Consider the following 25,972-nt stretch of genomic DNA (forward strand, 5'->3'; position numbering starts at 1 on the left):
GTTGAATAAGTATGGGGAAGTAAGGAATTCGCATATCTATATGCTGCGTGGAAATAATGGGGATCAGTATGGAATAAGGGATGGCATAAGCCATCCCTCGTTTACACATTTTTGCATTATTTCCATAACGCGTGTTTATCACGGTAACAGTCAACCCACATCGCCGTTGCGCCGCAAACCGCAACCGGCATGATGAACAGGTTCAGGAACGGGATCATGGTGAACAGGCTGGTCAGCGTGCCAAACTGCATATTGGTCATTTTGCGGGCACGCAGGGCGGTACGCATCTCTTTAAACGGGACTTTGTGGTTATCGAACGGGTAGTCGCAATACTGGATCGCCAGCATCCACGCGCTGAACAGGAACCATAGCACCGGGGCAACCGTCTGCCCGATCCCCGGAATAAAGTAGAGGATCAGCAGCACGATAGCGCGGGGCAGGTACCAGGCGAACTTCTGCCATTCACGTTTCATAATGCGCGGCAGATCTTTCATGATGCCCAGAACGCCGGTGTCCGGCGGCGTAGCGCCCGTCAGCCGCGCTTCCAGCTGTTCAGCCAGCAGGCCGTTAAAGGGCGCGGCTATCCAGTTAGCCAGGGTTGAGAAAAAGTAGCCAAACACCAGCAGCACCGAAACGATCGCCACGGGCCACAGCAGATAGCTCAGCCACTGCAGCCAGTCGGGAACGTGGCTCATGAGCGCCGGGATCCAGGTGTCCAGGCGGGTAAACAGCCACCAGAAGGCACCCCCCATCAGCAAAATGTTAATCAGCAGCGGGAGGATCACAAAGCGCCGGATACCCGGCAGCGAAACCAGTTTCCAGCCCTGAGAAAAGTACCAGACGCCGCTGCGGGGAGGGGAAGATGTTGATGAAACCATAACCAGGTTGGGCTCCTTTTATCACAACCAGTGAAATTGCCTGCCTATATTAGCCAGTTGCGGCGCGTTGACCAGTTCGGAAATGTTCGAAAAAACAGCAAAAAGCACGATTTAGTTCATCTTTATGCTGCGAATGCTCCCCATACACTTGCACTTGACGTAATCGGCAAATACTCTTAGTGAGTAAATGTTTGCCGTGGTGGCAAGGTGTTAGAACAACAGAGAATATAATGATGCAGGATTTGCGTCTGATATTAATCATTGTTGGCGCGATCGCCATAATCGCTTTACTGGTACATGGTTTCTGGACCAGCCGTAAAGAGCGCTCTTCTATGTTTCGCGATCGCCCACTGAAGCGCATGAAGTCTACTCGTGACGACGATAGCGATGACGATATCGAAGAAACGGAAGACGAGGGTGTGGGTGAAGTACGCGTTCATCGGGCCAATACTGCGCCCGGCGCAGGCCATGGGGAGCAAGAAGCGCCTCGTCAGCCTCCGCAGCATCAGTACCAGCCGCCTTACGCATCTGCTCAGCCACGTCCTGCTGCACCGCAGCCGGTGGTCGAGCCGGTACACCAGCCGCAACCGCAGCAGCATGAGCCTGTGCGCCAGCAACCTGTGCAGCAACCCCAGTATGCCGCTCAGCCTGAACCGCAGCCGGTGGTGCAGCAGGCACCTCAGCCTGTCGCACCAGCGCCGCAACCGCAGCCGGCCCCTGCACCTGCACCTGTTGTCGAGCCGGAACCGGTAGTTGAAGCTGCGCCAGTGGTTGAAAAGCCGCAGCGCAAAGAGACGGTTATTGTCATGAGCGTGGCGGCCCACCAGGGCACGACCATCAATGGCGAAGTGCTGCTTAACAGCATCCACCAGGCGGGCTTCAAATATGGCGATATGAACATCTTCCATCGCCATCTGAGCCCGGACGGAAGCGGCCCATCGCTGTTCAGCCTGGCGAATATGGTTAACCCTGGAACCTTTGATCCGGAGATGACCGGTGATTTCACTACCCCGGGCATTACCATCTTTATGCAGGTGCCGTCTTATGGCGATGAACTGCAAAACTTCAAGCTGATGCTGCAGTCTGCCCAGCATATCGCGGACGAAGTCGGTGGTATGGTGCTCGACGATCAGCGTCGAATGATGACGCCGCAGAAACTGCGCGAGTATCAGGACCGCATCCGCGAAGTTAAAGAAGCTAACGCGTAAATTTCCGCGTTTTGTTTCACACCTCTTCAACCCCCGCATGTCGGGGGTTTTTCTCATTAATGGTGCGACACATGGACTCAATCGAACAACAACTTACCGAACTGCGAACCACGCTTCGCCACCATGAATATCTTTATCATGTGATGGATGCGCCCGAAGTGCCGGACGCGGAATATGACCGTTTGATGCGTGAACTGCGCGAGCTTGAAGCGCAGCGTCCCGATTTAATTACCCCGGACTCACCGACTCAGCGTGTCGGCGCCGCGCCGCTGGCCTTTTTCAGCCAGGTGCGTCATGAAGTGCCGATGCTGTCGCTGGATAACGTGTTCGACGAAGAGAGCTTCCTCGCCTTCAACAAACGCGTCCAGGATCGCCTGAAGCAGACCGATGCCCTGAGCTGGTGCTGCGAGCTGAAGCTGGATGGTCTTGCCGTCAGCATTCTGTATGAAAACGGTGTGATGACCCGGGCCGCCACTCGCGGCGACGGCACCACCGGCGAGGACATTACCACCAACGTGCGCACCATCCGCGCTATCCCGCTTAAGCTGCATGGTGAGAACATTCCGGCACGTCTGGAAGTGCGCGGGGAAGTGTTCCTGCCGCAGGCGGGCTTTGAAAAAATTAACGAAGAGGCGCGCCGCACCGGTGGCAAAATCTTCGCCAACCCACGCAATGCTGCGGCAGGGTCGTTGCGCCAGCTGGATCCCCGCATTACCGCAAAACGCCCGCTGACCTTCTTCTGCTATGGCGTAGGTATCCTGGAGGGGGGTGAGCTGCCCGATACCCATCTGGGCCGCCTGCTGCAGTTTAAGGCGTGGGGGCTGCCGGTGAGTAACCGTGTGCAGTTGTGCGACTCACCGGAAGCGGTACTGGCGTTTTATCGGCAGGTCGAAGCAGATCGTCCGACGCTGGGCTTTGATATCGACGGGGTGGTGATCAAAGTTAACTCCCTCGCGCTTCAGGAACAGCTGGGCTTTGTCGCCCGTGCACCGCGCTGGGCGGTAGCCTTTAAGTTCCCGGCGCAGGAGCAGATGACCTTTGTGCGCGACGTGGAGTTCCAGGTGGGTCGTACCGGGGCAATAACGCCGGTTGCGCGTCTGGAGCCCGTTCAGGTGGCAGGGGTGCTGGTCAGCAACGCGACCCTGCATAACGCCGATGAGATCGACCGTCTGGGGCTGCGTATTGGCGATAAGGTGGTTATCCGCCGTGCCGGGGACGTGATCCCGCAGGTGGTGAACGTGGTGGAGTCAGAACGTCCTGAAGATACGCGCGCGGTTGAATTTCCAACCCACTGTCCGGTGTGCGGCTCAGACGTTGAACGCGTTGAAGGCGAGGCTGTGGCCCGCTGTACCGGCGGTTTAGTCTGCGGCGCTCAGCGCAAAGAGTCGCTGAAGCACTTCGTCTCTCGTCGGGCGATGGACGTTGACGGCATGGGTGACAAAATCATCGATCAGCTGGTTGAGAAAGAGTACGTTCATACGCCGGCTGACCTGTTCCGCCTGACGCCGGGTAAGCTGACCGGACTGGATCGGATGGGGCCGAAATCCGCGCAGAACGTGGCCGACGCGCTGGAAAAATCCAAAGACACCACCTTTGCCCGTTTCCTCTATGCACTGGGTATCCGTGAAGTGGGCGAGGCGACCGCGGCGGGGCTGGCAGCGTATTTTGGTACGCTGGAGGCGCTTGAAAAGGCCACGATTGACGAGCTGCAAAAGGTGCCGGACGTCGGCATTGTGGTCGCCACTCACGTCTTTAATTTCTTCTCGGAAGAGAGCAACCGCGAGGTGATCGGTCAGCTGCTTAACGAAGGCATTCGCTGGCCGGCGCCGCAGGTGATCAATGCCGAAGAGATCGACAGCCCGTTCGCCGGGAAAACCGTCGTGCTGACCGGTAGCCTGAGCCAGCTTTCACGCGATGATGCCAAAGCGCGTCTGACGGCGCTGGGGGCTAAAGTGGCCGGCAGCGTGTCGAAGAAAACTGACCTGGTGATTGCCGGGGAAGCGGCGGGCTCCAAGCTGGCAAAGGCTCAGGAGCTGGGTATTGACGTGATTGATGAAGCAGAGATGCTGCGTCTGTTGGGAGAGTAAAGTGGATAAAGCGCAGCTTATCGAGATAGCCAATACCGAAATGCCCTTCGGGAAGTATAAAGGCCGTCGATTGATTGATGTGCCGGAAGAGTATCTGCTGTGGTTTGCCCGTAAGGATGAGTTTCCTGCCGGGCATCCTGGCGAGCTGATGGCGCTCACGTTGCTGATTAAAACCGAAGGGCTGACCCAGCTGGTTCAGCCCCTGCGTCGTCCTTAAACTTTTGCCGTGCGGGCCTGCTCCTGGGCCTGCAACTCGTCGGTCTGGCGTTTGTAGCGACGCGCCATGACCGCGCAAATCATCAGCTGTAGCTGGTGGAAGATCATCAGCGGCAGCACCATCATCCCAATCACCGAGGTTGGAAACAGAATGTTGGCCATCGGGATCCCGTTTGCCAGGCTCTTTTTCGAACCGCAGAAGACAATGGTGATCTCATCGGCTTTGTTAAACCCGAAGCGGCGCGCGGCAAACACGTTGATACCAATAATAATTGCCAGCAGCACCAGGCTGACCACCACGATAAACAGCAGCGATCCGATCCCGACTTTATGCCAGATGCCATTGACTACGGCTTCGCTGAAGGCGGAGTAAACCACCAGCAGAATCGATGACTGATCGGTTTTGGCAATCCACTTCTTATGCTTCGCCACAAAGGCTCCGATCCACGGACGGGAAAGATGTCCCAGCACAAACGGCAGCAGCAGCTGCAGCATGATTTTGCCCACCTGCTCCAGACTCCCTTCCGCCCCGTGCATATCCATCACCAGGCCAACCAGCAGCGGCGAGAGGAAAATCCCCAGCAGGCTGGAGGCGGACGCCGAGCAGACGGCCGCCGCCACGTTGCCACCCGCCATTGAGGTAAAGGCGATGGCTGACTGCACCGTAGCCGGCAAAATACAGAGATACAGGAAGCCGGTATACAGTGCCGGATCGACATTGACCGGCGCCCACCAGGCAAAGAGCACGCCCAGCACCGGGAAAACGACAAAGGTGCTGCACATTACCCACAGATGCAGTCGCCAGTGGCTACCGCCGGAGATAATTGCTTCCCGGGAGAGCTTTGCCCCGTGCATAAAAAACAGCAGCGCGATGGCGGCGGTGGTAAGGCCTTCAAAAAACGGCACAAAGCCACCCTCGGCGGGGAAGAAGGAGGCGAGCAGGACAACCACGATAAGGGTGATGGTGAACGGATCGAGAATGCGGAAAAGTTTCATAAACACTCCTGAAAACAGATAGCGCTATTGTGCTTTCTTCCTTTTGAGAAATAAAATTGATTTATTGCATCAATTCATGAGTAAAACAGATGAATTACTCGTTACGACAGTTGCGTGTTTTTGTTACCGTCGCGCAGGCGAAAAGTTTTAGCCGTGCAGGGGAAATTATCGGCCTGAGCCAGTCGGCGGTCAGCCACAGCGTGAAAGAGCTGGAGCAGCAGACCGGGGTGCGGCTGATCGACAGAACCACCCGGGAAGTGATGCTGACCGAGGCGGGTCATCAGCTGGCGGCCCGGCTGGAAAGGATCCTCGATGAGCTCTCCAGCACTTTGCGGGACGTGGGCCGGGTAGGGCAGCAGCTCTCCGGGACGGTGCGCGTCGCCGCCAGCCAGACCATTTCGGCACATCTCATTCCTCACTGCATCGCGCAGAGTAATCAGCAATATCCGGATATCAATTTTGTGCTGCACGACCGACCGCAGCAGTGGGTACTGGAGAGCATCCGTCAGGGGGAAGTAGATTTCGGCATCGTTATCGATCCGGGGCCGGTCAGCGACCTCGAGTGCGAAGAGGTGCTCTCGGAGCCCTTCTTACTGCTCTGCCGTGACGACGATCCTCTTGCCGCTCATGAGCAGGTCACCTGGCAGGCGCTGCAGGGGGCAAAGCTGGTGTTACAGGATTACGCCTCTGGCAGCCGGCCCCTTATTGATGCAGCCCTTGCAGAACAGCAGGTAAAGGCGACGATTGTGCAGGAGATCGGCCATCCCGCCACGCTCTTTCCGATGGTGGAAGCCGGGATTGGCATCAGCGTACTTCCTGCACTGGCGCTGCCGTTGCCCCAGGGGAGCCGGTTAACGGTCAAACGTTTCACGCCGATCGTCGAGCGTAAGCTGATGCTGGTACGGCGTAAGAACCGTTCTTTGTCAGGGGCGGCACAGGCACTGTGGGAGGTGGTTCGTATGCAGGCGCAGCGGCTGACCGAGGCCCGCATACGGGATCCACTGTTTACGGCTGGGGAGCATTAAACGTAGATATCAATCTGGTGATCGGCAGAAGGGGTATTAATCCCTTCCGCTTTGGCCTGATTTTGTTCTTGTTTCTGTTGTGCTTCTTCAGCCTGACGATGTTGCAGTTGGGCCAGCTGCGCCTCCAGCATGGCGATCTGATTCTGAATAAGCTCTTGCTGTTTCTTTTTTTCCTCAGCGCTACCGCTTCCATCGGCAAGTTCTTTGAGCTGCTGGGTCAGTTTAGTTATCTGGGCCGTGATGCGGCTGATCTGAGAAGCGATATCGTTGCCGCCGGAACTGCTGCTGCCACTGCTTTGAGTTTGTATGGAAGGTGTGGAGGCCTGGATGGTGGTCATGCGTATTTCCTCTGCCAAAGAAAGAGATATCGGCAGGGAATATAGACTGGCCCCCTGAATCTCCAGACAGTTGGTATCACTTAAGTTAGTGATAGTCTTAATACTAGTTTTTAGACTAGTCGTTGGAGTCCGAATGATTGATGTTTTAGGTCCAGAGAAGCGCAGACGGCGAAGTGTTCAGGAAAAAATCGCCATTGTTCAGCAGAGTTTTGAGCCCGGAATGACCGTGTCGCTGGTCGCCCGTCGGCATGGCGTTGCTGCCAGTCAGCTGTTCCTGTGGCGTAAGCAGTATCAGGAAGGCAGCCTTACAGCCGTTGCCGCAGGAGAACAGGTTGTGCCCGCGTCGGAGCTGGCATCTGCGATGAAGCAAATTAAAGAGCTGCAGCGCCTGTTGGGCAAGAAAAACCATGGAAAACGAGCTGCTAAAAGAAGCCGTTGAATATGGCCGACAAAAAGTGGATAGCGCACGTGCCCTTGTTGCCGGAGGATGGCGAATAAGCCTTGTCAGTCGTTGCCTCCGGGTGTCACGTGCGCAACTGCATGCCATGGCCCGTCGGTCGAAGGACTGGCAGGATCGTCGGTGCAAGCGCAAGCCTGATGATACTGACGCGCTGGCCCGTATCCATACCGTTATCGGCGATCTGCCCACCCTATGGTTATCGTCGGGTATGGGCACTGCTGCGCAGACAATCAGAAACTGACGACATGGCGGTGATCAATGCCAAACGCGTATACCGCATCATGCGTCAGAATGCGCTGCTGCTTGAGCGTAAACCGGAAATACCGCCATCGAAGCGGGCGCATACAGGGAAAGTGGCCGTTGGAGAAAGTAACCAGCGGTGGTGCTCTGACGGCTTCGAGTTCAGCTGTGATAACGGTGAAAAAAACTGCGGGTCACGTTCGCTCTGGACTGTTGCGATCGCGAGGCACTTTACTGGGCGGCCAGTAACGGTGGATATGACAGTGAAACCGTGCAGGACGTCATGCTGGGTGCCGTGGAGCGTCGCTTCGGTGACAGCCTGCCGACATCCCCCGTTGAGTGGCTGACAGACAACGGTTCAGCCTACCGTTCTTATCAGACGCGTCAGTTCGCCAGAATGGTAGGACTGGAGCCTAAACATACGGCGGTACGTAGCCCGGAAAGCAACGGGATGGCAGAGAGCTTCGTGAAAACGATGAAGCGCGATTACATCAGCATCATGCCGAAACCCGACGGGTTAACAGCGGTAAAGAACCTTGCGGAGGCCTTCGAACATTACAACGAATGGCATCCGCATAGTGCACTGGGGTATCGTTCGCCACGGGAATATCTGCGGCGGCGAACCAGTAATGGGTTAAGTGATAAAAAGTGTATGGAAATATAGGGGCCAATCCAGAATAGAAGGACTTGAGTGAAACTACCTGTATTGGCAGAAATCGCAGACAGCAAAAAAGCGCCTTTAGGGCGCTTTTTTACATTGGTGGGTCGTGCAGGATTCGAACCTGCGACCAATTGATTAAAAGTCAACTGCTCTACCAACTGAGCTAACGACCCGAAATGGTGGGCGATGACGGGCTCGAACCGCCGACCCCCTCCGTGTAAAGGAGATGCTCTACCAACTGAGCTAATCGCCCATTTCGGAACTGCTATCGATAAGGTGAGAATGGTGGGCGATGACGGGCTCGAACCGCCGACCCCCTCCGTGTAAAGGAGATGCTCTACCAACTGAGCTAATCGCCCATTCTCAATTCTTATCTACACTGCGGCATCTATCGAAGTAGATGGTGGGTGATGACGGGCTCGAACCGCCGACCCCCTCCGTGTAAAGGAGATGCTCTACCAACTGAGCTAATCACCCCCGCTGTGTGGAGTCGCATTATAGGGAGAGTTGAAAATGAGTCAACGGCTTTTCTAAAGATTTTGTTCGTTCGTCGTAAAATTAAACAAAACGATCGCGAAACCACCAGTGATGCATGATTTCTAAACAAAAACGGCTATGAATACGGATCTGACAGCAACAAGATTGAGGAATCAGGCGGGAGTGATAGAATATTGCCCACTTTAGTTTCCAGGATATGCCGGTTGTCGGCATCTTTATCACTGTAAGGCCACTTCATGAAAATCAAAACTCGCTTCGCGCCAAGCCCGACCGGCTATCTGCACGTCGGCGGCGCGCGTACTGCTCTCTATTCCTGGCTGTTTGCTCGCAACCAGGGCGGTGAGTTTGTGCTGCGTATCGAAGACACCGATCTCGAACGCTCCACGCCGGAAGCAATCGAAGCCATTATGGATGGTATGAACTGGCTTAACCTGGAGTGGGATGAAGGCCCATATTTCCAGACCAAACGTTTTGATCGCTATAACGCGGTTATTGATGAGATGCTTGAAGCGGGCACGGCGTATAAGTGCTACTGCTCGAAAGAGCGTCTGGAAGCCCTGCGTGAAGAGCAGATGGCAAATAATGAAAAGCCACGTTACGACGGTCGCTGCCGCCACGATCATCAACATCACGCCGCGGACGAGCCGTGCGTGGTACGTTTCGCAAACCCGCAGGAAGGTTCGGTCATTTTTGACGATCAGATCCGCGGCCCGATCGAATTCAGCAACCAGGAGCTGGACGATCTGATTATCCGCCGTACCGACGGTTCTCCAACCTATAACTTCTGCGTCGTGGTCGATGACTGGGATATGGCGATCACCCACGTGGTACGTGGCGAAGACCATATCAACAACACCCCACGTCAGATCAACATCCTTAAAGCGCTGAATGCCCCGGTTCCGGTTTACGCGCACGTGTCGATGATCAACGGCGACGACGGTAAAAAACTGTCCAAACGCCATGGTGCAGTCAGCGTGATGCAGTACCGTGACGACGGCTATCTGCCGGAAGCCCTGCTCAACTATCTGGTGCGTCTGGGCTGGTCCCACGGCGATCAGGAGATCTTCAGCCGTGAAGAGATGATCCAGCTCTTCACCCTGAGTGCGGTGGGTAAGTCTGCCAGTGCGTTCAATACCGATAAACTGCTGTGGCTGAACCATCACTACATCAATACTCTGCCACCAGAGTACGTTGCGACCCAGCTGCAGTGGCACATCGAGCAGGCAAACATCGATACCCGCAACGGTCCTCAACTGGCCGACCTGATTAAACTGCTGGGTGAACGTTGTAAGACCCTGAAAGAGATCGCGGAAAACTGCCGCTACTTCTATGAAGAGTATGACGAGTTCGATGCCGACGCCGCGAAGAAACACCTGCGTCCGGTTGCGCGTCAGCCGCTGGAAGTGGTTCGCGACAAGCTGGCCGCCATTACCGACTGGAGCGCTGAGAATGTGCATCATGCTATTCAGGCGACAGCGGATGAGCTGGAAGTCGGAATGGGTAAAGTTGGCATGCCGCTGCGCGTAGCCGTTACCGGTACCGGTCAGTCTCCTGCTCTGGACGTTACGGTACACGCGATTGGTAAAACCCGCAGCGTGGCGCGTATCAACAGAGCGCTCGACTTTATTGCTGAGCGCGAAAGCCAGCAGTAATCAGGAAGTCAAAAAATAAAACGGCAGGTTTCCCTGCCGTTTTTTAATTCTCAGGCTGATGAATGCTCAGCCGCACGAGAAAACCTTGTATCCCTTCCCGTGTAAGCAGCGTTTCAAGCCGCTCCTGTTCCGTTAAGGTCATATTCTCCAGCGCGTTGATGATCCCAGGAAGCACGGCAACCGGCTTGGCGTCACCGTAGCTGGCCGTGCTCTCTGCCAGCTGGTAGAGGGCCTGTCGTTTACGAATGGCGGGAATATTCATGATGTGCGCACGCACCTGCGCATCAATATAGATAAGGCGCGCCCGCCCACCTTTTACGCCATTGATCCCTTCCGTCTTCCAGCCATTTTTGCGCACCCAGCGGTTTACGGTCTGTCTGGCGACGCCCAGCGTATCCGCCAGCTCCTCGGTGGTCATTTTGCTACGTAATCTTTTCATATCAGTTCTGATCGCGAATCCCTAAGCGTTGCAACAATCCGGTGATCCCTTCCCGGAGTAATAAAGAGGTAAGTTGTTTCTGTTCTGTCGGTGTCATTTCGTTGGCCAGCGTGATCAGCAGGGCCTGCAGCGAGTTATCCGGGGTTGCTTCCAGTAAGGTCGCCACATCCGGGGCTCGACGCGCATTGCGAATAAATTCCCGTACTTTCTCATTAACATGGACCAGACGCGCTTTACCGCCCTGAACACCAGGTTTTGGCGATGTGGACCATCCCTCTTTACGCACCCATTTATTGATGGTCTGTCGGCTATAGCCAGTGAGCCGGGCCAACTCTTCTGGCGTCATTCGTTCCTTGATCATGCAATTTCCTGAGTAAGAGTGTGGGTAATGAGTGGTTCATTTTATAACACCGTTTTACTGGAAAACGTGACAAGATTAACTCATGACTGCGAGCATTCTCGCAATGTGATTCATTTGCATGAATTTTCAGCGGTTGAACGCCAGAGTGATAATTTGCCGTTGACACTCAGCAAGGGAATTCATATTATGCCGCCCGTCAACACGACACGCTTTACGCGATGGGGCTATAGCTCAGCTGGGAGAGCGCTTGCATGGCATGCAAGAGGTCAGCGGTTCGATCCCGCTTAGCTCCACCAAACTCTGAACCCAACAGAGTCTGGCGCGTAAACAAAATTGTGGGGCTATAGCTCAGCTGGGAGAGCGCTTGCATGGCATGCAAGAGGTCAGCGGTTCGATCCCGCTTAGCTCCACCAAAATTTGAACCCTCGCCGAATGGCGGGGGTTTTTTTATGCCTGCAATAGGTAATGACTCCAACTTACTGATAGTGTTTTATGTTCAGATAATGCCCGATGACCTTGTCATGCAGCTCCACCGATTTTGAGAACGACAGTGACTTCCGTCCCAGCCTTGCCAGATGTTGTCTCAGATTCAGGTTATGCCGCTCAATTCGCTGAGTGTAACGCTTGCTGATTACGTGCAGCTTTCCCTTCAGGCGGGATTCATACAGCGGCCAGCCATCCGTCATCCATACCACGACCTCAAAGGCCGACAGCAGGCTCAGAAGACGCTCCAGTGTGGCCAGAGTGCGTTCACCGAAGACGTGCGCCACAACCGTCCTCCGTATCCTGTCATACGCGTAAAACAGCCAGCGCTGACGTGATTTAGCACCGACGTAGCCCCACTGTTCGTCCATTTCAGCGCAGACAATCACATCACTGCCCGGCTGTATGCGCGAGGTTACCGACTGCGGCCTGAGTTTTTTAAGTGACGTAAAAATCGTGTTGAGGCCAACGCCCATAATGCGGGCGGTTGCCCGGCATCCAACACCATTCATGGCCATATCAATGATTTTCTGGTGTGTACCGGGCTGAGAGGCGGTGTAAGTGAACTGTAGCTGCCATGTTTTACGGCAGTGAGAGCAGAGATAGCGCTGATGTCCGGCAGTACTTTTACCGTTACGCACCACGCCTTCAGTAGCTGAGCAGGAGGGACAACTGATGGAGATGGAAGCCACGGGAGCACCTCAAAAACACCATCGTACACTAAATCAGTAAGTTGGCACCATTACCCCTGCAATAAATCCTTTACTATCACCACGTTGACAAATACATCGCTTTTTTGGGTTAAAAACTTTACTTTATGTAATGACTTTTCCTGGCCTGGAATGTTGAATCACGGTTTTAAAGAATCTATTATTAATATGGATTTAATTTCGCCAGGTAAACAGTTAAATAAAATTAATGAAAAACATAATTGATATTAACGGAAAGAGCTTCCTGCTTGCTCTGGCGTTATGCATGATTGTCGTGCCTTTTTCCCGCCTTATTTCACCCAAATCTGTTGTCGATGGCTTTGAGGTTTATCTTGCTTGGATGCCGCTGAGCGTCATGCTGGCGATCGTATTATTATTTGGTCGTCAGGCCATCCTGCCGATTATTATCAGCTTTGCCATCCTTAACGAATGGAATTTACAGCTGTCGGCAAAGCAGGATCTTATCCTGCTTTTTTGCCAGGTATTTAGTACTTTAGCGGTATGCGCCATACTCCGCTGGCAGGTGGGGTCGCGCTGGCGCTACCATGTTCCCAGCCGGTTCATGGCGGCGCGCATTGCGTGGCTGGGGTTTGTTCTGCCGCTGGCAATAAAACTGTCGATGTACCTGGCAGGCTATATTTGCGATTTTCCCGTTACCCTCGCCAATTTCACCGACCGGGGCTCAGTAATATATCATGTTGTCGATGTTCAGAGCCTGGTTTGCGCCGTTATCATCTTTACCATGCTGTTCTATTATCCGTTAAGAATGATTATTAATCCGAATTATGCGCGCGCCTTCTGGCGAAGAAATATACATAATTCCTTTTCGTCCCGAAACCAGTTATTTACATCTGCATTACTTATTTGCCTTATTGTTGGGCTTCTTCTGCTCTGTTTACCCTTTACGTCAGATATTATTGCCGGCTATCTGGTGCCAGTTATTTTCATTTTATTTACAATTGGCATCAGTCGATTTCGCTATCCGCTGATAATCCTGGGTTGGGCGTTGAGCGCATTGATGCTGCTGACCTATAACAGCAATTTTTTGCAGGGCGTGCAGAATGGTTACTCGCTGGCGTTTGTGCTGTCGGTACTTATCTCATTCGCCATCTGTCTGGCTTATATGTCGCGCATTTATCAGCGCAGCGAATGGCTTAAGCGTGGCTGGCAGGAGAGGGCGCTGGTCGATCCGCTGACCGGCTTGCGTAACCTGCGCGCCCTGGAGTCCTTTCTGACCGACAACAAGGGCATCACCCTCTGCTGTTTGCGAATGGATAACCTGGAGTTTCTGAGTCGTCATTATGGCCTGATGATGCGGGTGCAGTGTAAACGCGCCATCATTCGTGAGTTGCAGCCGTTGCTGATGCCTAATGAATATGTTTTCCAGATCCCCGGTAATGAACTGGTGGTGGTGCTCAGCGGCCCGGAAACGGGGGCGCGGTTACAGCACATTGTTGATCATCTGAATAGCCGTAAAATCTACTGGAACAACACCGGGCTGGATATTGAGTTTGGCGGCGCCTGGGGAGGCGTGGAGTACAAATGCGGTGAAAGTCTTTACCATACGCTGGGTCAGCTCAGCTGGCTGGCCGAAAAGTCCTGCCCGGCGCATCAGGTTCTGTCGCTGAATAACAGTCTGGAGACGGTCTCAGGGCAGACGACGGAGCGCGTGCTAATGCTCAGCCGGGTCAAACGGGCGCTGGATGAGGGCGACTTACGCCTGTATGCGCAGCCCATCCAGAGAGGCGATGGCGTGGGCTACCACGAAATCCTTTCGCGTCTGGAGAGCGAAGGGGAGATCCTGACCCCCGATAAGTTTCTGCCGCTGGTGGCGCAATTTAACCTGAGTCGGCGCTTCGATATCAGCGTGGTGGAGGCGTTGCTGGCATGGCTGCGGGATCATCCCTCGGAAAATTGCTGTGCGCGTTTCTCGGTGAACCTGATGCCCTTGACGCTGATGCAGAAAGAGGTCGCGACGGAGATCATTGCCCTGTTTGAACGCTACGGGATAAGGCCGCAGACGGTGATCATCGAGGTGACCGAAGAGCAGGCGTTCTCTAATTCGGAAGTCAGTATCGCCAACATTCAGCAGCTGCGTCACTACGGCTTCAAGCTTGCCATCGACGATTTCGGTACCGGTTACGCCAATTATGAACGTCTCAAGCGCCTGCAGGCGGATGTCATCAAAATTGATGGCTGCTTCGTGAAGGATATTTGTAGTGACAGTATGGATGCGATGATCGTGAAGTCCATCTGTAACCTGGCGAAGACCCGGTCCCTGTGTGTGGTGGCGGAGTATGTTGAAACGGAGGAGCAGCGCGAGATGTTGCTCGCCTCGGGGGTAGATTATCTTCAGGGGTATTTAGTGGGCAAACCGCGCCCGCTCAATGAATTACAGGCGTAAAAAAACCGGGGAGGATAAGTCCCCGGTTTTTTTTAGCTGATTACAGAACCAGTGCAGCGATAGACGCAGACAGGACGCTGACCAGCGTGGAGCCGTAAACCAGTTTCAGACCGAAGCGGGAAACCACGTTACCCTGCTCTTCATTCAGGCCTTTAATCGCACCGGCGATAATACCGATAGAAGAGAAGTTGGCGAAGGAGACCAGGAAGACGGAGAGAATGCCTTCGGCGCGCGGGGAGAGGGAACCGGCGATTTTCTGCAGATCCATCATCGCGACGAATTCGTTAGAAACCAGTTTGGTTGCCATAATACTGCCCACCTGCAGCGCTTCGCTTGCCGGCACACCCATTACCCAGGCTACCGGGTAGAAGATGTAACCCAGAATGCCCTGGAAGGAGATGCCCAGCACGGCAGCAAACAGGGCGTTCAGCGCGGAGATCAGGGCGATAAAGCCGATCAGCATCGCCGCAACGATAACCGCTACCTTGAAGCCTGCCAGGATGTATTCACCCAGCATTTCGAAGAAGCTCTGACCTTCATGCAGGTTAGCCATCTGCAGGTTCTCTTCACTCTCATCCACGCGGTACGGGTTGATCAGTGACAGAACGATAAAGGTGCTGAACATGTTCAGAACCAGCGCAGCAACCACGTATTTTGGCTCAAGCATGGTCATGTACGCGCCCACGATAGACATGGAAACGGTGGACATTGCCGTGGCCGCCATGGTGTACATGCGATTGCGGGACATTTTGCCGAGGATGTCTTTATAGGCGATAAAGTTCTCAGACTGACCCAGGATCAGGGAACTTACGGCGTTGAAAGATTCCAGTTTGCCCATGCCGTTCACTTTAGACAGCACGGTACCGATAGCGCGGATCACAATTGGCAGAATGCGAATGTGCTGCAAAATACCGATCAGGGCAGAGATGAAGACGATAGGGCACAGCACCTTCAGGAAGAAGAATGCCAGACCTTCATCGTTCATTTTACCGAACACGAAGTTGGTCCCTTCGTTAGCGAATCCGAGCAGTTTTTCGAACATCTCGGAGAAGCCTTTCACAAAGCCCAGCCCCACGTCTGAGTTCAGGAAGAACCAGGCGAGCAATACTTCAATAACCAGTAACTGAACAACATAGCGAATGCGGATCTTTTTGCGATCGCTGCTGACCAGCAACGCAAGCACGGCAACAACAACGAGTGCCAGGACAAAATGTAGGACGCGGTCCATATTTGCTCCAAATATGAGGCAGGTTTAATTTCGCTGCACATTCTATGAAACAAGCGTAAAGAAAACGAGATCAAAGCCACACTATAGTCACGTCCTGTGACGAGACTCAAAAATAGTGACATACGATACATTTTCGTTATGTTGTGTAAATGAATTAAAAGTTAAGTTTCTGTGCTACGCTTCACAAAGGTTGCGTGCACTTTTTGCCCGGCAGCCTATCCACGAGTCCAGCCTGCTTATTGTTCTTCGCTATCACTGTAATCAATACAAACAAACTAAATGAACTTGATAAGCATTCGCATTTTGATAGCATTAAACATAGCAAAGGCTATATTTCTGAGGCAAAAATGACCAATAGTCGCGTTGATGAGAGTAGCAGTGGCAGAGCAGCACGCAAAATGCGGTTTGCATTAATGGGACCTGCGTTTATTGCCGCCATTGGCTATATCGATCCCGGTAATTTTGCGACCAACATCCAGGCCGGGGCCAGCTTCGGCTATAAGCTGCTGTGGGTGGTGGTGTGGGCCAACCTGATGGCGATGATGATCCAGGTGCTGTCGGCCAAACTGGGCATTGCCACCGGTAAAAACCTCGCAGAACAGATCCGCGACCACTATCCGCGTCCGCTGGTCTGGTTTTACTGGGTGCAGGCCGAGATAATCGCCATGGCGACCGACCTTGCAGAATTCATCGGAGCCGCGATCGGCTTTAAGCTGATTCTGGGCGTATCGCTGCTGCAGGGCGCGGTTTTAACCGGTATCGCCACCTTCCTGATCCTGATGCTGCAACGACGCGGGCAGAAGCCGCTCGAAAAAGTGATTGGTGGCCTGCTGCTGTTCGTGGCAGCGGCCTATATTGTTGAGCTGATTTTCTCCCAGCCTGACTTCGTACAGTTAGGTAAAGGGATGGCGATCCCGAGCCTGCCCACCACCGAAGCGGTCTTCCTGGCGGCCGGGGTTCTGGGGGCGACGATTATGCCGCACGTGATTTACCTGCACTCCTCGCTGACCCAAAACCTGCACGAAGGGTCGCGCCATGAACGTTACTCTGCAACCAAATGGGACGTGGCGATCGCCATGACTATCGCCGGTTTTGTTAACCTGGCGATGATGGCCACCGCCGCGGCGGCATTCCACTTCAACGGCCATACCGGTGTTGCCGATCTCGATCAGGCCTATCTGACGCTGGAACCTTTACTCAGCCACGCGGCGGCCACCATTTTTGGCCTGAGCCTGGTGGCGGCGGGACTCTCGTCGACGGTGGTCGGAACCCTGGCGGGGCAGGTTGTGATGCAGGGATTTGTGCGCTTCCATATTCCCTTATGGGTGCGTCGCGCCGTCACTATGCTGCCGTCCTTTATTGTGATCCTGATGGGGCTGGATCCAACCCGCATTCTGGTAATGAGTCAGGTGCTGCTGAGTTTTGGTATTGCGCTGGCGCTGGTGCCGCTGCTGGTGTTTACCAGCGACAAGACGTTGATGGGCGATCTGGTGAACAGTGCATTGGTCAAACGGGCAGGGTGGGCGATAGTGGTGCTGGTGGTTGCGCTGAATCTGTGGCTGCTTATCGGCACGGCGTTGGGGTTATAAAAAAAGGCGCCGCGAGGCGCCTTTCTGATATTAGTGACGATGTCCGTGTCCGTGACCTTTGCGGCCGCGATGGTCATCACGATCGCGCCAGCCTTCGCGGTAGCCGCGCTCATAGGCGTTACGTTTATCCCATCCACGATGGTAGCCGTTGTCATGTTTGTGCCAGCGTTTGCCACGCCATTCATAATTACGATGCCAGTAGCCGCGGTCACGCCAGCCGCCACCGTCCCAGTAGTTACCGTAATTATCGCGATCGCCAATTTGTAATTTTACTGATGGCAACAGGGTGATTTCGCCAGCATTAGCGACCAGCGGAGCTGAAGCCATTAATACTGCTGCCAGAATCAGGGACCTGAACATTATTATTCTCCTTCACGATCGGAGCCGTAATCGGCTTGTTAACGCAATATTAAGGGGCGGTAAAGCCCCGGATAATCGCTTTAACTCCTAATTCAGAAGGCATAGCACTTTTTGCTAAAAGTGCTTTTAATTCGCGCTGAACAGGATAGATTCTATTTCGTTCAGTTCCTCAGGCGTGAAGTGACGATTCGCCAGCATACCTACGGCGTCGTCGATTTGCGCCGTTTTGCTGGCACCAATCAGCACTGAGGTGATAGCTTCGTGATGTAATACCCAGGCCAGCGCCATCTGCGACAATTTCTGATTACGGCGTTCGGCCAGCGCATTGAGTTTACGGACCTTCACCAGCTTCTCTTCCGTGATCTGATCCGGGTTCAGGAAGCGGCTGCCGCTGGCCGCGCGGGAATCTGCCGGGATCCCGTTCAGATAACGGTCGGTCAGCTGGCCACCCGCGAGCGGCGAGAATGCGATGCATCCCACCCCTTTCTGCTTAAGCACATCCAGTAATCCCTCCTCAGGGGCGCGTTCCAGCATCGAAAATTTAGGCTGGTGGATCAGGCAGGGGGTGCCTAAATCATCGAGGATCTCGATAGCCTGTTGGGCCAGCTCTGCCGGGTAGTTGGACAGCCCGACATACAGCGCCTTGCCCTGACGCACGACGTGGTCCAACGCTTTCATCGTCTCCTGCAACGGCGTTTCCGGATCCGGGCGATGATGATAGAAGATGTCGACATACTCCAGTCCCATCCGTTTCAGGCTTTGGTCGAGGCTGGCAATCAGGTATTTACGCGAGCCCCAGTCGCCGTAAGGCCCGTCCCACATGGTATATCCCGCTTTGCTCGAGATGATCAGCTCATCGCGCAGGGCGCTGAAATCTTCCTGCAGGATCCGCCCGAAGTTACGCTCTGCCGATCCCGGCGGCGGACCGTAGTTGTTGGCAAGGTCGAAATGGGTAATGCCCAGATCGAAGGCACGATGTAAAAGTTGACGGCTGTTTTCAATCAGGGTGGCGTCGCCAAAGTTGTGCCACAGCCCGAGGGAGATGGCGGGCAGCTTAAGGCCACTTTGCCCACATCTTTGATACACCATTGATTGATAACGGTTTTGATCTGCCTGGTAACCCATGAGTTTTTCCCTCTGCGTCAGAAAGTCATTCAGTGTATACGTTTACACCACGACCGAGGCAAACAGATTACCGCGCAAAAATACGTAAAGCATGGTTTCCACGCTCTGATTATTACCAATCCTGGACAGCTATCACGCTTCTTCAATACTCAAAGTGAAGTCAACATTATAAGGATAATAGTCATGCTTACCCCCTACACCGTCGCCGATTACCTGCTGGACCGCCTTACAGATTGTGGTGCCGATCATCTGTTTGGTGTGCCAGGCGACTACAACTTACAGTTCCTCGATAACGTTATCGCCAGCCCGGATATTGGCTGGGTGGGTTGTGCTAACGAATTGAACGCCGCCTACGCCGCGGATGGCTACGCGCGCTGCAAAGGGTTTGCCGCGCTGCTGACCACCTTTGGAGTGGGCGAGCTTAGCGCCATGAACGGTATCGCGGGCAGTTTCGCCGAGCATGTACCGGTTCTGCATATCGTGGGTGCACCGGGAAGCGCCTCGCAAAAAAGAGGGGAGTTGCTGCACCATACCCTCGGTGACGGCGAGTTTCGTCACTTCTATAAAATGAGTGAGCCCGTGACCGTCGCGCAGGCGCACCTCACCGAACAAAATGCCTGCTATGAAATCGACCGGGTATTGACCGAAATGCTCCGGGAGCGCCGTCCCGGCTACATCATGCTGCCTGCTGATGTGGCCAAAAAACCTGCCAGTCCGCCTGTAAGCGCTCTCATTGACCGTCTTTATGAAAGCGACAGCTTCCGCCTCGATGCCTTCCGCCAGGCGGCAGAGAAACGGCTGGCTGCGAGCGACCGCACCGCGCTGTTGGCCGATTTCCTGGTCCTGCGCTACGGTCTGAAAAACCAGCTCCAGCGCTGGGTGGAGCAGACGCCAATGGCGCACGCCACCCTGCTGATGGGTAAAGGAATTTTTGACGAGCGCAAACCGGGCTTCGCGGGCACCTATAGCGGTTCTGCCAGTGCGGGCGACGTCAACGAGGCCATTGAGGGCGCCGATACGGTGATCTGCGTGGGGACCCGATTTACCGATACGCTTACCGCCGGGTTCACCCATAAGCTTACGCATCAGCAGACAATTGACGTTCAGCCCCACGCCTCGCGGATCGGGGATGTCTGGTACACCGGGATCCCAATGTCCCAGGCGATTGAGGTGCTCTCCAGCCTGTGCCATCAGTACGTCAGCGCCACCGCGGCGAACCGTCCGGCACGGCAGCTGCATGCGGTCCATCCCGGCACGCTGACGCAGGATAGTTTCTGGAAAACGCTGCAAACCTATATTCGCCCCGGGGATATTATTCTCGCCGATCAGGGCACCTCGGCCTTTGGTGCCGGCGCGCTGCGGTTACCCGAAGACGTGAATTTTATCGTTCAGCCGATCTGGGGCTCGATTGGCTATACCCTTGCCGCCGCCTATGGCGCGCAGACGGCCTGCCCGGATCGCCGCGTGATTGCCATCACCGGCGACGGTGCGGCGCAGCTCACGATTCAGGAGCTGGGCTCGATGCTGCGGGATAAACAGCGCCCGGTGATCATGGTCCTGAACAACGAAGGCTACACGGTGGAGCGTGCCATTCATGGCCCGAATCAGCGCTATAACGATATTGCGCTGTGGAACTGGACGCAGATCCCGCAGGCCCTCAGCCTGGATTGTCAGGCCGAGTGCTGGCGGGTGAGTGAAACGGTGCAGCTGGAAGAGGTGCTGGAGAGAGTGGCGCACCCGGAACGGCTTTCGCTGATTGAGGTTATGCTGCCGAAAGCCGATGTTCCGCCGCTGTTGAGCGGCATCATCCAGGCGCTGGAAGCGCGTAAAAGCGCCTGATTACTTATCTTCGCGCCAGGCAATCATCATCGGTCTGCCCGCCAGCAACAGCCAGGCGGGCAGCATCACGATACAGAGCAATGGCAGCAGGGTGGTGTCTGGCACCACCACTGCCGCCATAAACAGGCTCAGCCAGGCATCCCGGGTAACAACCAGCACCAGCCCCAGAATTGAACAGGAGATGGTGATCGCCGCCGGTACCGCCTCGACGTGCTCATGCAGCATCAACCCCAGGGCGACGCCGATAAACACCGCCGGGAAAATGCGCCCCCCGCGAAAACCGCAGGCCGCTGCCACCACCAGCGCCGCCAGTTTGATCAGCGCAAAGAGCAGATAATCTGAGACGCTGAACAGCTGGCCGAACGCCATCTGCTGCATCTCATCCAGTCCTTTGAACAGAGTAATGTTGCCCCCGATAGCGCCGAGGATCCCCAGTATCAGCCCACCCACACCAAGAATAAGTACCGGGTGCTTCAGGCGATGCATCAGCCGGTGCAGGCGCGGCAGACACCAGACCGCCACCATCCCCAGCGCGATGGCAATGGCGGCGACAATCGCCCCGCTAAAGATATCCACCAGCTGCATCTGGCTGTAGTGGGCGAGGGGCAAGGAGAAGTGGGGATGGAAAAACAGGCTGGTGGTCAGAGCGCCGGCGGCCGCAGACAGCAGCGGGGCGAACAGGCGATCCCAGAGGGGGATCTCGGCGTTGCCGCTCAGGGTCTGGGAGAATATCAGGGCCGCTGCGACGGGCGTGCCGAACAGCGCGCCTATGGTGCCCGCCGAGGCGAGGATGGTCCAGTCCAGGGCGTTAACCCGGGGAAAGACACGCGAACCCACGGCAACGGCGAGGGCGATATTCACCGCCATCACCGGATGCTCTGGCCCGAGGCTGACGCCCCCCGCGAGTCCGATAATCAGGGCGATAATCAGCCCGGGCAGGGCTGCGGCGTCCACCGGCGCGCCAATCAGCGGTTCTGTCGCCGGGTCCGGCCCGGCGTGGCCCGGGCTGTAGCGGATCACCAGCCCTACGGCGATACCGGTCAGGGTCAGGGTCAAAATCACCCAGGTCGGGGAACTCGCGCTGAGGCCGACCGTGGAAGGCAGTGACGTCCACAGAATTGACTGTAATACTGAGGCGACTTTCATAATCACAATCAGAATCAGGCTGGAGGCGACGCCAATAATCAGCGCGGGAGGGGCCAACAGCAGCATCGTTCTGGCTCGCGGATGGAGCATGATGATTTCCTTGTAAAAATTGGCGGTCTTTACTTTGCACGCTCAGACTGATGCTAATAGTGCAAATGGTGCTGAAACGGTAAAGTGAATCTGTGACGAAGATCGATAATCCTGGGGTGCTTTTATTCAGGTCGTTGTTGTTATCGGGCCTTGAATTTAGAGTGTGCCAAAGAGTTATTTTGACTTTAGCGGAGCAGTAGAAGAATGACAAAGTATGCTTTGGTAGGTGATGTAGGAGGCACTAACGCGCGTCTGGCGTTATGTGACGTCAACTCGGGGGAGATCTCCCGCGCCAAAACCTATTCCGGGCTGGATTATCCCAGCCTTGAAGCGGTGGTTCGTGTCTATCTGACCGAGCATGATGTCAGCGTTGAGGATGGCAGTATCGCCATTGCCTGCCCGATTACCGGTGACTGGGTGGCGATGACCAACCACACCTGGGCGTTTTCCACGGCGGAGATGAAAGCCAACCTTGGCTTTGCGCATCTGGAAATTATTAACGACTTTACCGCGGTGTCGATGGCGATCCCGATGTTAAAACCGGAACATCTGATCCAGTTCGGCGGTACCCAGCCGGTGGAAGGTAAGCCGATCGCCGTTTACGGTGCCGGCACCGGTCTTGGCGTCTCGCATCTGGTACACGTCGACAAGCGCTGGATCAGCCTGCCAGGCGAAGGCGGCCACGTGGATTTCGCGCCTAACAGCGAAGAAGAGGGCATTATCCTCGAAGAGCTGCGCGCAGAGCTCGGCCACGTGTCGGCGGAGCGCGTGCTCTCGGGCCCGGGGCTGGTGAATCTCTACCGGGCGATCGTCAAGTCTGACGGGCGTCTGCCGGAAAACCTGCAGCCGAAGGACGTAACCGAACGCGCGCTGGAAGATAGCTGTACCGACTGCCGTCGTGCGCTGTCGCTGTTCTGCGTCATCATGGGGCGTTTTGGCGGCAACCTGGCGCTGAATCTGAGCACCTTTGGCGGGGTCTACATCGCGGGCGGGATCGTACCGCGCTTCCTCGACTTCTTTAAATCCTCCGGCTTCCGCGGCGGGTTTGAAGACAAAGGCCGCTTCCGCGACTACGTTCGGGACATCCCGGTATACTTGATCGTGCATGACAACCCGGGCCTGCTGGGTGCCGGGGCGCATCTGCGCCAGACCCTCGGCCAGGTGCTGTAATCCTTCCTCCCCGGTGAACGTCCGTTCACCGGGGATCGCCTTCACAGGTGCATCAGCTGGCGAAAATCTTTCACCTTGCTGCGACTTACCGGCACCTGAAAATCCAGATCCTTCAGCCGCAAAATGTAGGTATTGTTAAACCAGGGCTCGATCTCGCGGATCTTGTGCAGGTTTACGCAGAACGAACGGTGGCAGCGGAAAAAATGGCTCGTCGGCAGCTTGCTGCAGAATTCGGTGATGTTCATCGGCATCACGAACGACTCGCGACGGGTATAGACAAACGTCATCTTCTCGTGCGCTTCGGCGTAATAGATATCGTCCACCGGCGTCACGATGATGCGCTCGTCCTTGATCAAATTGATGGTGTCGTTTTCACGCGTGACCGGCGAGGCTGCGACCTGTCCCGCGCCCGACTGCTGGTGCCAGGCTTGCTCAAGCTTTTGCAGCATGCTGACGATCCGCGACTCCTGATACGGCTTCAGAATATAGTCGAAGGCTTCCAGCTCGAACGCCTCCACCGCATGCTCTTTCCATGCGGTAACAAAGACGATAAAAGGCTTACTGGCAAACTGGCTGATGTTTTGCGCCAGCAGCACGCCGTCCAGCGACGGAATATTGATATCCAGAAAAATGGCGTCGACCCTGTTGTGCTGAAGGTATTTCAGCACGTCCAGCCCGTCCTCAAAGGTGCCGACAATCTCCATCTGGCTATGTTCTTTGATAAGCCAGCTCAGCTCCTGTTGAGCGAGTATTTCATCTTCCACAATGATGACTTTCATGGGCACTCTCTCTACGACAATAACAACGTCTGCGCATGAACGGCGGAGCGTTCATTAGGCACATAAAAGGCGATCTCGGTACCCGGCTCAAGGCGGCGAATGTGCAGCCCTTCACCATAGAGCAACTTCACGCGGTGGTGAACATTCAGCAGGCCAATTTTATTGCCGGGCATTTCGTTCGACTCCACCCGCTCAATCACTTTCGGATCGATACCGTGGCCGGTGTCGCGTACCGCCACCCGCACGCGGTTACCGCACTCCGCCACGCTTATCGTCACTACGCCTTTACCCTTACGCGGCTGAATACCGTGGACAATGGCGTTCTCCACCAGCGGCTGGATCAGCAAACTCGGGATCACACAGTTCACTTCCTCATCGATGTCGTAGATGACGGTGAGCTTATCGCCAAACCGCGCCTGCTCGATGGCGATGTAATCCTTAATCTGGTAGAGCTCTTTTTTGATGTCGATCTGCTCATCATCCTTCAGCTCAATGTTGTAGCGCAGGTAGCGCGACAGATTAAAGATCAGCTGACGGGCGGTGTCCGGATTCAGGCGGATCGACGAGGAGATGGCGTTCAGGGCGTTGAACAGGAAATGGGGATTAATTTTACTCTGCAGGGCGCGTAGCTCGGCCTTGTTAGCCATCTCCCGCAGCTGCTCGGCACGGGACACCTCCAGCTGGGTGGAGATAATCTGCGACAGCCCGACCGCCATCTCCTGCAAGGATGAGGTGATCTGGTGCGCGTGGCAGTAGTAAATTTTTAGCGTGCCGGTGACGATCCCTTTCTCCCACAGCGGGATCACCAGCATGGAGTGGATCTCCGGGGTGCGGTGGGCTTCATCGTTATTCTTGATGATGATTTTGCCGTCGCTGATGGCCTGGCGGGTGGTGGGGCTAACGGTATCGTCATTATCCCGGTAGTTATGCTCGCCCACGCCCACGTAGGCCAGCACCCGGTCAATATTGGTAATGGCCACCGCATCGGCGTGAATATCGCTGCGGATGATGTCGCACACCTGACGCAGGGATTCGGCATTAATATCGCGAAACAGCGGCAGGGTTTTATTGGCAATATCCAGCGCCAGCTTGGCCTGCCGGGCGGCGCTGGCCTCTTTTTCCCCCTCCACGCTCTGCACCAGCAGCACGATAAAGCCGATGCAGACGGTGCCGAGGATCATCGGGATGCCGATTTTCGACACAATATCCAGCCCCAGTTCGGCGGTCGGCGCCCAGGCCACCACCAGAATCATGGTCATCGTTTCACAGACCATCCCGCCGATAATGCCCGCCCGCCAGTGCTGCTTTTTGGGGAATTTGCGGTTGATCCAGCCCGACATCGCGCCCGCGATGACGCAGGTGATAAGGCAGGGAACAGCCGTCACGCCGCCGATATCGATCAGGTAACGGTGAAGCCCGGCGATGACGCCGGTGATAATCCCCACCCAGGGGCCAAACAGGATCCCGCCTGACATCACGGCAATAATACGCACGTTGACCAGGGAGCCTTCCACCGGCACCCCGGACCAGGTGCTGAACAGGGCAAACATCGAAAAGATGACGGTGACCGCCAGCAGCTCGCGCGGCGAGTGGGCTGATTTATGCAACAGCTCGCGGAACAGGCGGATACGGATCAGGAAGAACAGGCAAATCAGCATTAATGCCGCGCGATCGAAGACCGCCAGCAGCATATTGAATATTTCGTGCACGGGTAAACCTGGGAAAACGGGAAAGACCCATGATAAAAAACCTGACGCCCAATGACCAGCCATCCGTAGAATTTATGAAATGAGGATAAACCATGCAGTTCAAAGGGGATAAATTGAGGTTCACCTGAAAGTTATACTTGTGAGAAAAACCACCCAAAAGTCGTAAATCCATTGATATTAAAATGTTAAGAAAAAGGCATCAGAGATGCCTCTTTTTATTATCACTTCCTGTTTTAGCTGCAGCAGTGTTCCCGTTTTAGCGCTACGTTTTTTTTTATTTT

General features: G+C 55.1%; 21 protein-coding genes, 6 tRNA genes and 1 pseudogene. 12 read left to right on the forward strand and 16 right to left on the reverse strand.

Translation table 11 applies throughout. The features are described 5' to 3' along the window. Positions 1-116: 116 nt before the first annotated feature. The gene (gene cysZ, locus LRS40_RS13480; protein WP_231311804.1) at positions 117-878 is read right to left on the reverse strand and encodes a sulfate transporter CysZ; all 762 of its coding nucleotides are present in this window, start codon (positions 876-878) and stop codon (positions 117-119) included. Positions 879-1,108: 230 nt separating this feature from the next. Between cysZ and zipA the strand changes: the two genes are divergently transcribed. From zipA to LRS40_RS13495, 3 genes are all read left to right on the forward strand, one after another. Beyond that, entirely contained in the window at positions 1,109-2,086 is a 978-nt protein-coding gene (gene zipA, locus LRS40_RS13485) for a cell division protein ZipA (RefSeq protein ID WP_142486636.1), read from the forward strand. 71 nt (positions 2,087-2,157) lie between these two features. Beyond that, complete coding sequence (gene ligA, locus LRS40_RS13490) at positions 2,158-4,173, forward strand: NAD-dependent DNA ligase LigA (protein ID WP_142486635.1); 2,016 nt, start codon at positions 2,158-2,160, stop codon at positions 4,171-4,173. Position 4,174: 1 nt separating this feature from the next. After that, complete coding sequence (locus tag LRS40_RS13495) at positions 4,175-4,390, forward strand: DUF3820 family protein (RefSeq protein ID WP_231311805.1); 216 nt, start codon at positions 4,175-4,177, stop codon at positions 4,388-4,390. Here LRS40_RS13495 and LRS40_RS13500 read toward each other — a convergent pair. After that, the gene (locus LRS40_RS13500) at positions 4,387-5,385 is read right to left on the reverse strand and encodes a bile acid:sodium symporter family protein (protein WP_142486634.1); all 999 of its coding nucleotides are present in this window, start codon (positions 5,383-5,385) and stop codon (positions 4,387-4,389) included. The genes LRS40_RS13495 and LRS40_RS13500 overlap by 4 nt on opposite strands. A gap of 89 nt (positions 5,386-5,474) precedes the next feature. Between LRS40_RS13500 and LRS40_RS13505 the strand changes: the two genes are divergently transcribed. After that, a complete protein-coding gene (locus LRS40_RS13505) occupies positions 5,475-6,410 on the forward strand; it encodes a LysR family transcriptional regulator (RefSeq protein ID WP_142486633.1) in 936 nt (311 codons plus the stop codon). On the opposite strand, the gene LRS40_RS13510 is transcribed toward LRS40_RS13505, so the two are convergent. Beyond that, the gene (locus LRS40_RS13510; protein WP_142486632.1) at positions 6,407-6,748 is read right to left on the reverse strand and encodes a FlxA-like family protein; all 342 of its coding nucleotides are present in this window, start codon (positions 6,746-6,748) and stop codon (positions 6,407-6,409) included. The two genes, LRS40_RS13505 and LRS40_RS13510, sit on opposite strands and share 4 nt — an antisense overlap. A gap of 133 nt (positions 6,749-6,881) precedes the next feature. On the opposite strand from LRS40_RS13510, the pseudogene LRS40_RS13515 reads away from it, so the two are divergent. Next, positions 6,882-8,112: pseudogene (locus tag LRS40_RS13515) on the forward strand (IS3-like element ISEc36 family transposase). 94 nt (positions 8,113-8,206) lie between these two features. On the opposite strand, the gene LRS40_RS13520 reads toward LRS40_RS13515, so the two are convergent. The 4 genes from LRS40_RS13520 to LRS40_RS13535 all read right to left on the reverse strand — a co-directional run bounded on the left by LRS40_RS13520 (position 8,207) and on the right by LRS40_RS13535 (position 8,586). After that, a tRNA-Lys gene (locus LRS40_RS13520) sits at positions 8,207-8,282 on the reverse strand. 4 nt (positions 8,283-8,286) lie between these two features. Then, positions 8,287-8,362, reverse strand: a tRNA-Val gene (locus LRS40_RS13525). Between the two features lie 30 nt (positions 8,363-8,392). Next, positions 8,393-8,468, reverse strand: a tRNA-Val gene (locus LRS40_RS13530). Positions 8,469-8,510: 42 nt separating this feature from the next. Then, positions 8,511-8,586: transfer RNA gene (locus LRS40_RS13535), tRNA-Val, on the reverse strand. Positions 8,587-8,843: 257 nt separating this feature from the next. Here LRS40_RS13535 and gltX point away from each other — a divergent pair. Further along, complete coding sequence (gltX, locus tag LRS40_RS13540; protein WP_231311806.1) at positions 8,844-10,259, forward strand: glutamate--tRNA ligase; 1,416 nt, start codon at positions 8,844-8,846, stop codon at positions 10,257-10,259. Positions 10,260-10,302: 43 nt separating this feature from the next. Here the strand turns inward: gltX and LRS40_RS13545 are convergent, their stop codons facing one another. Continuing rightward, positions 10,303-10,698, reverse strand: coding sequence for a YfeC-like transcriptional regulator (locus LRS40_RS13545; RefSeq protein ID WP_156264312.1), 396 nt, complete (start codon positions 10,696-10,698; stop codon positions 10,303-10,305). Position 10,699: 1 nt separating this feature from the next. Then, positions 10,700-11,059: a YfeC-like transcriptional regulator gene (locus LRS40_RS13550; RefSeq protein ID WP_142486630.1), complete on the reverse strand. Its 360-nt coding sequence runs from the start codon at positions 11,057-11,059 to the stop codon at positions 10,700-10,702. A gap of 220 nt (positions 11,060-11,279) precedes the next feature. Here LRS40_RS13550 and LRS40_RS13555 point away from each other — a divergent pair. Together LRS40_RS13555 and LRS40_RS13560 are read left to right on the forward strand one after the other, a co-directional pair. Next, a tRNA-Ala gene (locus LRS40_RS13555) sits at positions 11,280-11,355 on the forward strand. A 41-nt stretch (positions 11,356-11,396) separates the two neighbouring features. Further along, a tRNA-Ala gene (locus LRS40_RS13560) sits at positions 11,397-11,472 on the forward strand. Positions 11,473-11,535: 63 nt separating this feature from the next. On the opposite strand, the gene LRS40_RS13565 is transcribed toward LRS40_RS13560, so the two are convergent. Beyond that, positions 11,536-12,234, reverse strand: coding sequence for an IS1 family transposase (locus LRS40_RS13565; protein WP_231311807.1), 699 nt, complete (start codon positions 12,232-12,234; stop codon positions 11,536-11,538). A 226-nt stretch (positions 12,235-12,460) separates the two neighbouring features. On the opposite strand from LRS40_RS13565, the gene LRS40_RS13570 reads away from it, so the two are divergent. Continuing rightward, positions 12,461-14,656, forward strand: coding sequence for an EAL domain-containing protein (locus LRS40_RS13570; protein ID WP_142486629.1), 2,196 nt, complete (start codon positions 12,461-12,463; stop codon positions 14,654-14,656). Between the two features lie 40 nt (positions 14,657-14,696). Here the strand turns inward: LRS40_RS13570 and LRS40_RS13575 are convergent, their stop codons facing one another. Further along, positions 14,697-15,884 (reverse strand): NupC/NupG family nucleoside CNT transporter, encoded by a 1,188-nt coding sequence (locus LRS40_RS13575; RefSeq protein ID WP_039032602.1) that lies wholly within the window; start codon positions 15,882-15,884, stop codon positions 14,697-14,699. A 347-nt stretch (positions 15,885-16,231) separates the two neighbouring features. Here LRS40_RS13575 and LRS40_RS13580 point away from each other — a divergent pair, with 347 nt between their 5' ends. After that, the gene (locus tag LRS40_RS13580) at positions 16,232-17,473 is read left to right on the forward strand and encodes an Nramp family divalent metal transporter (protein WP_142486628.1); all 1,242 of its coding nucleotides are present in this window, start codon (positions 16,232-16,234) and stop codon (positions 17,471-17,473) included. A gap of 30 nt (positions 17,474-17,503) precedes the next feature. Here LRS40_RS13580 and ypeC read toward each other — a convergent pair whose 3' ends face one another. Continuing rightward, on the reverse strand, positions 17,504-17,833 hold the full coding sequence (gene ypeC / locus LRS40_RS13585) for a DUF2502 domain-containing protein YpeC (protein ID WP_142486627.1): 330 nt from the start codon (positions 17,831-17,833) through the stop codon (positions 17,504-17,506). A 126-nt stretch (positions 17,834-17,959) separates the two neighbouring features. After that, complete coding sequence (mgrA, locus tag LRS40_RS13590; RefSeq protein ID WP_231311808.1) at positions 17,960-18,958, reverse strand: L-glyceraldehyde 3-phosphate reductase; 999 nt, start codon at positions 18,956-18,958, stop codon at positions 17,960-17,962. Positions 18,959-19,141: 183 nt separating this feature from the next. Here mgrA and ipdC point away from each other — a divergent pair, with 183 nt between their 5' ends. After that, the gene (ipdC, locus tag LRS40_RS13595; RefSeq protein ID WP_231311809.1) at positions 19,142-20,797 is read left to right on the forward strand and encodes an indolepyruvate decarboxylase; all 1,656 of its coding nucleotides are present in this window, start codon (positions 19,142-19,144) and stop codon (positions 20,795-20,797) included. On the opposite strand, the gene LRS40_RS13600 is transcribed toward ipdC, so the two are convergent. Continuing rightward, complete coding sequence (locus tag LRS40_RS13600; protein ID WP_142486624.1) at positions 20,798-22,033, reverse strand: ion channel protein; 1,236 nt, start codon at positions 22,031-22,033, stop codon at positions 20,798-20,800. Positions 22,034-22,237: 204 nt separating this feature from the next. Between LRS40_RS13600 and glk the strand changes: the two genes are divergently transcribed. Continuing rightward, positions 22,238-23,203 (forward strand): glucokinase, encoded by a 966-nt coding sequence (glk, locus tag LRS40_RS13605; protein ID WP_142486623.1) that lies wholly within the window; start codon positions 22,238-22,240, stop codon positions 23,201-23,203. 41 nt (positions 23,204-23,244) lie between these two features. Here glk and LRS40_RS13610 read toward each other — a convergent pair whose 3' ends face one another. Continuing rightward, a complete protein-coding gene (locus LRS40_RS13610) occupies positions 23,245-23,982 on the reverse strand; it encodes a LytTR family DNA-binding domain-containing protein (protein WP_142486622.1) in 738 nt (245 codons plus the stop codon). Between the two features lie 11 nt (positions 23,983-23,993). Next, on the reverse strand, positions 23,994-25,691 hold the full coding sequence (locus LRS40_RS13615; protein WP_142486621.1) for a sensor histidine kinase: 1,698 nt from the start codon (positions 25,689-25,691) through the stop codon (positions 23,994-23,996). Positions 25,692-25,972: the final 281 nt, after the last annotated feature.

It is taken from the genome of Leclercia sp. G3L (genome assembly GCF_021117075.1).
GTDB lineage: Bacteria > Pseudomonadota > Gammaproteobacteria > Enterobacterales > Enterobacteriaceae > Enterobacter > Enterobacter adecarboxylatus_C.

Bases quoted from the DNA above. Each gene is read 5' to 3' on its own strand.
- cysZ (WP_231311804.1), bottom strand. From the start codon at position 878: ATGGTTTCATCAACATCTTCCCCTCCCCGCAGCGGCGTCTGGTACTTT.
- zipA (WP_142486636.1), top strand. From the start codon at position 1,109: ATGATGCAGGATTTGCGTCTGATATTAATCATTGTTGGCGCGATCGCC.
- ligA (WP_142486635.1), top strand. From the start codon at position 2,158: ATGGACTCAATCGAACAACAACTTACCGAACTGCGAACCACGCTTCGC.
- LRS40_RS13500 (WP_142486634.1), bottom strand. From the start codon at position 5,385: ATGAAACTTTTCCGCATTCTCGATCCGTTCACCATCACCCTTATCGTG.
- LRS40_RS13505 (WP_142486633.1), top strand. From the start codon at position 5,475: ATGAATTACTCGTTACGACAGTTGCGTGTTTTTGTTACCGTCGCGCAG.
- LRS40_RS13510 (WP_142486632.1), bottom strand. From the start codon at position 6,748: ATGACCACCATCCAGGCCTCCACACCTTCCATACAAACTCAAAGCAGT.
- gltX (WP_231311806.1), top strand. From the start codon at position 8,844: ATGAAAATCAAAACTCGCTTCGCGCCAAGCCCGACCGGCTATCTGCAC.
- LRS40_RS13545 (WP_156264312.1), bottom strand. From the start codon at position 10,698: ATGAAAAGATTACGTAGCAAAATGACCACCGAGGAGCTGGCGGATACG.
- LRS40_RS13550 (WP_142486630.1), bottom strand. From the start codon at position 11,059: ATGATCAAGGAACGAATGACGCCAGAAGAGTTGGCCCGGCTCACTGGC.
- LRS40_RS13570 (WP_142486629.1), top strand. From the start codon at position 12,461: ATGAAAAACATAATTGATATTAACGGAAAGAGCTTCCTGCTTGCTCTG.
- LRS40_RS13575 (WP_039032602.1), bottom strand. From the start codon at position 15,884: ATGGACCGCGTCCTACATTTTGTCCTGGCACTCGTTGTTGTTGCCGTG.
- LRS40_RS13580 (WP_142486628.1), top strand. From the start codon at position 16,232: ATGACCAATAGTCGCGTTGATGAGAGTAGCAGTGGCAGAGCAGCACGC.
- ypeC (WP_142486627.1), bottom strand. From the start codon at position 17,833: ATGTTCAGGTCCCTGATTCTGGCAGCAGTATTAATGGCTTCAGCTCCG.
- mgrA (WP_231311808.1), bottom strand. From the start codon at position 18,958: ATGGGTTACCAGGCAGATCAAAACCGTTATCAATCAATGGTGTATCAA.
- ipdC (WP_231311809.1), top strand. From the start codon at position 19,142: ATGCTTACCCCCTACACCGTCGCCGATTACCTGCTGGACCGCCTTACA.
- LRS40_RS13600 (WP_142486624.1), bottom strand. From the start codon at position 22,033: ATGCTCCATCCGCGAGCCAGAACGATGCTGCTGTTGGCCCCTCCCGCG.
- glk (WP_142486623.1), top strand. From the start codon at position 22,238: ATGACAAAGTATGCTTTGGTAGGTGATGTAGGAGGCACTAACGCGCGT.
- LRS40_RS13610 (WP_142486622.1), bottom strand. From the start codon at position 23,982: ATGAAAGTCATCATTGTGGAAGATGAAATACTCGCTCAACAGGAGCTG.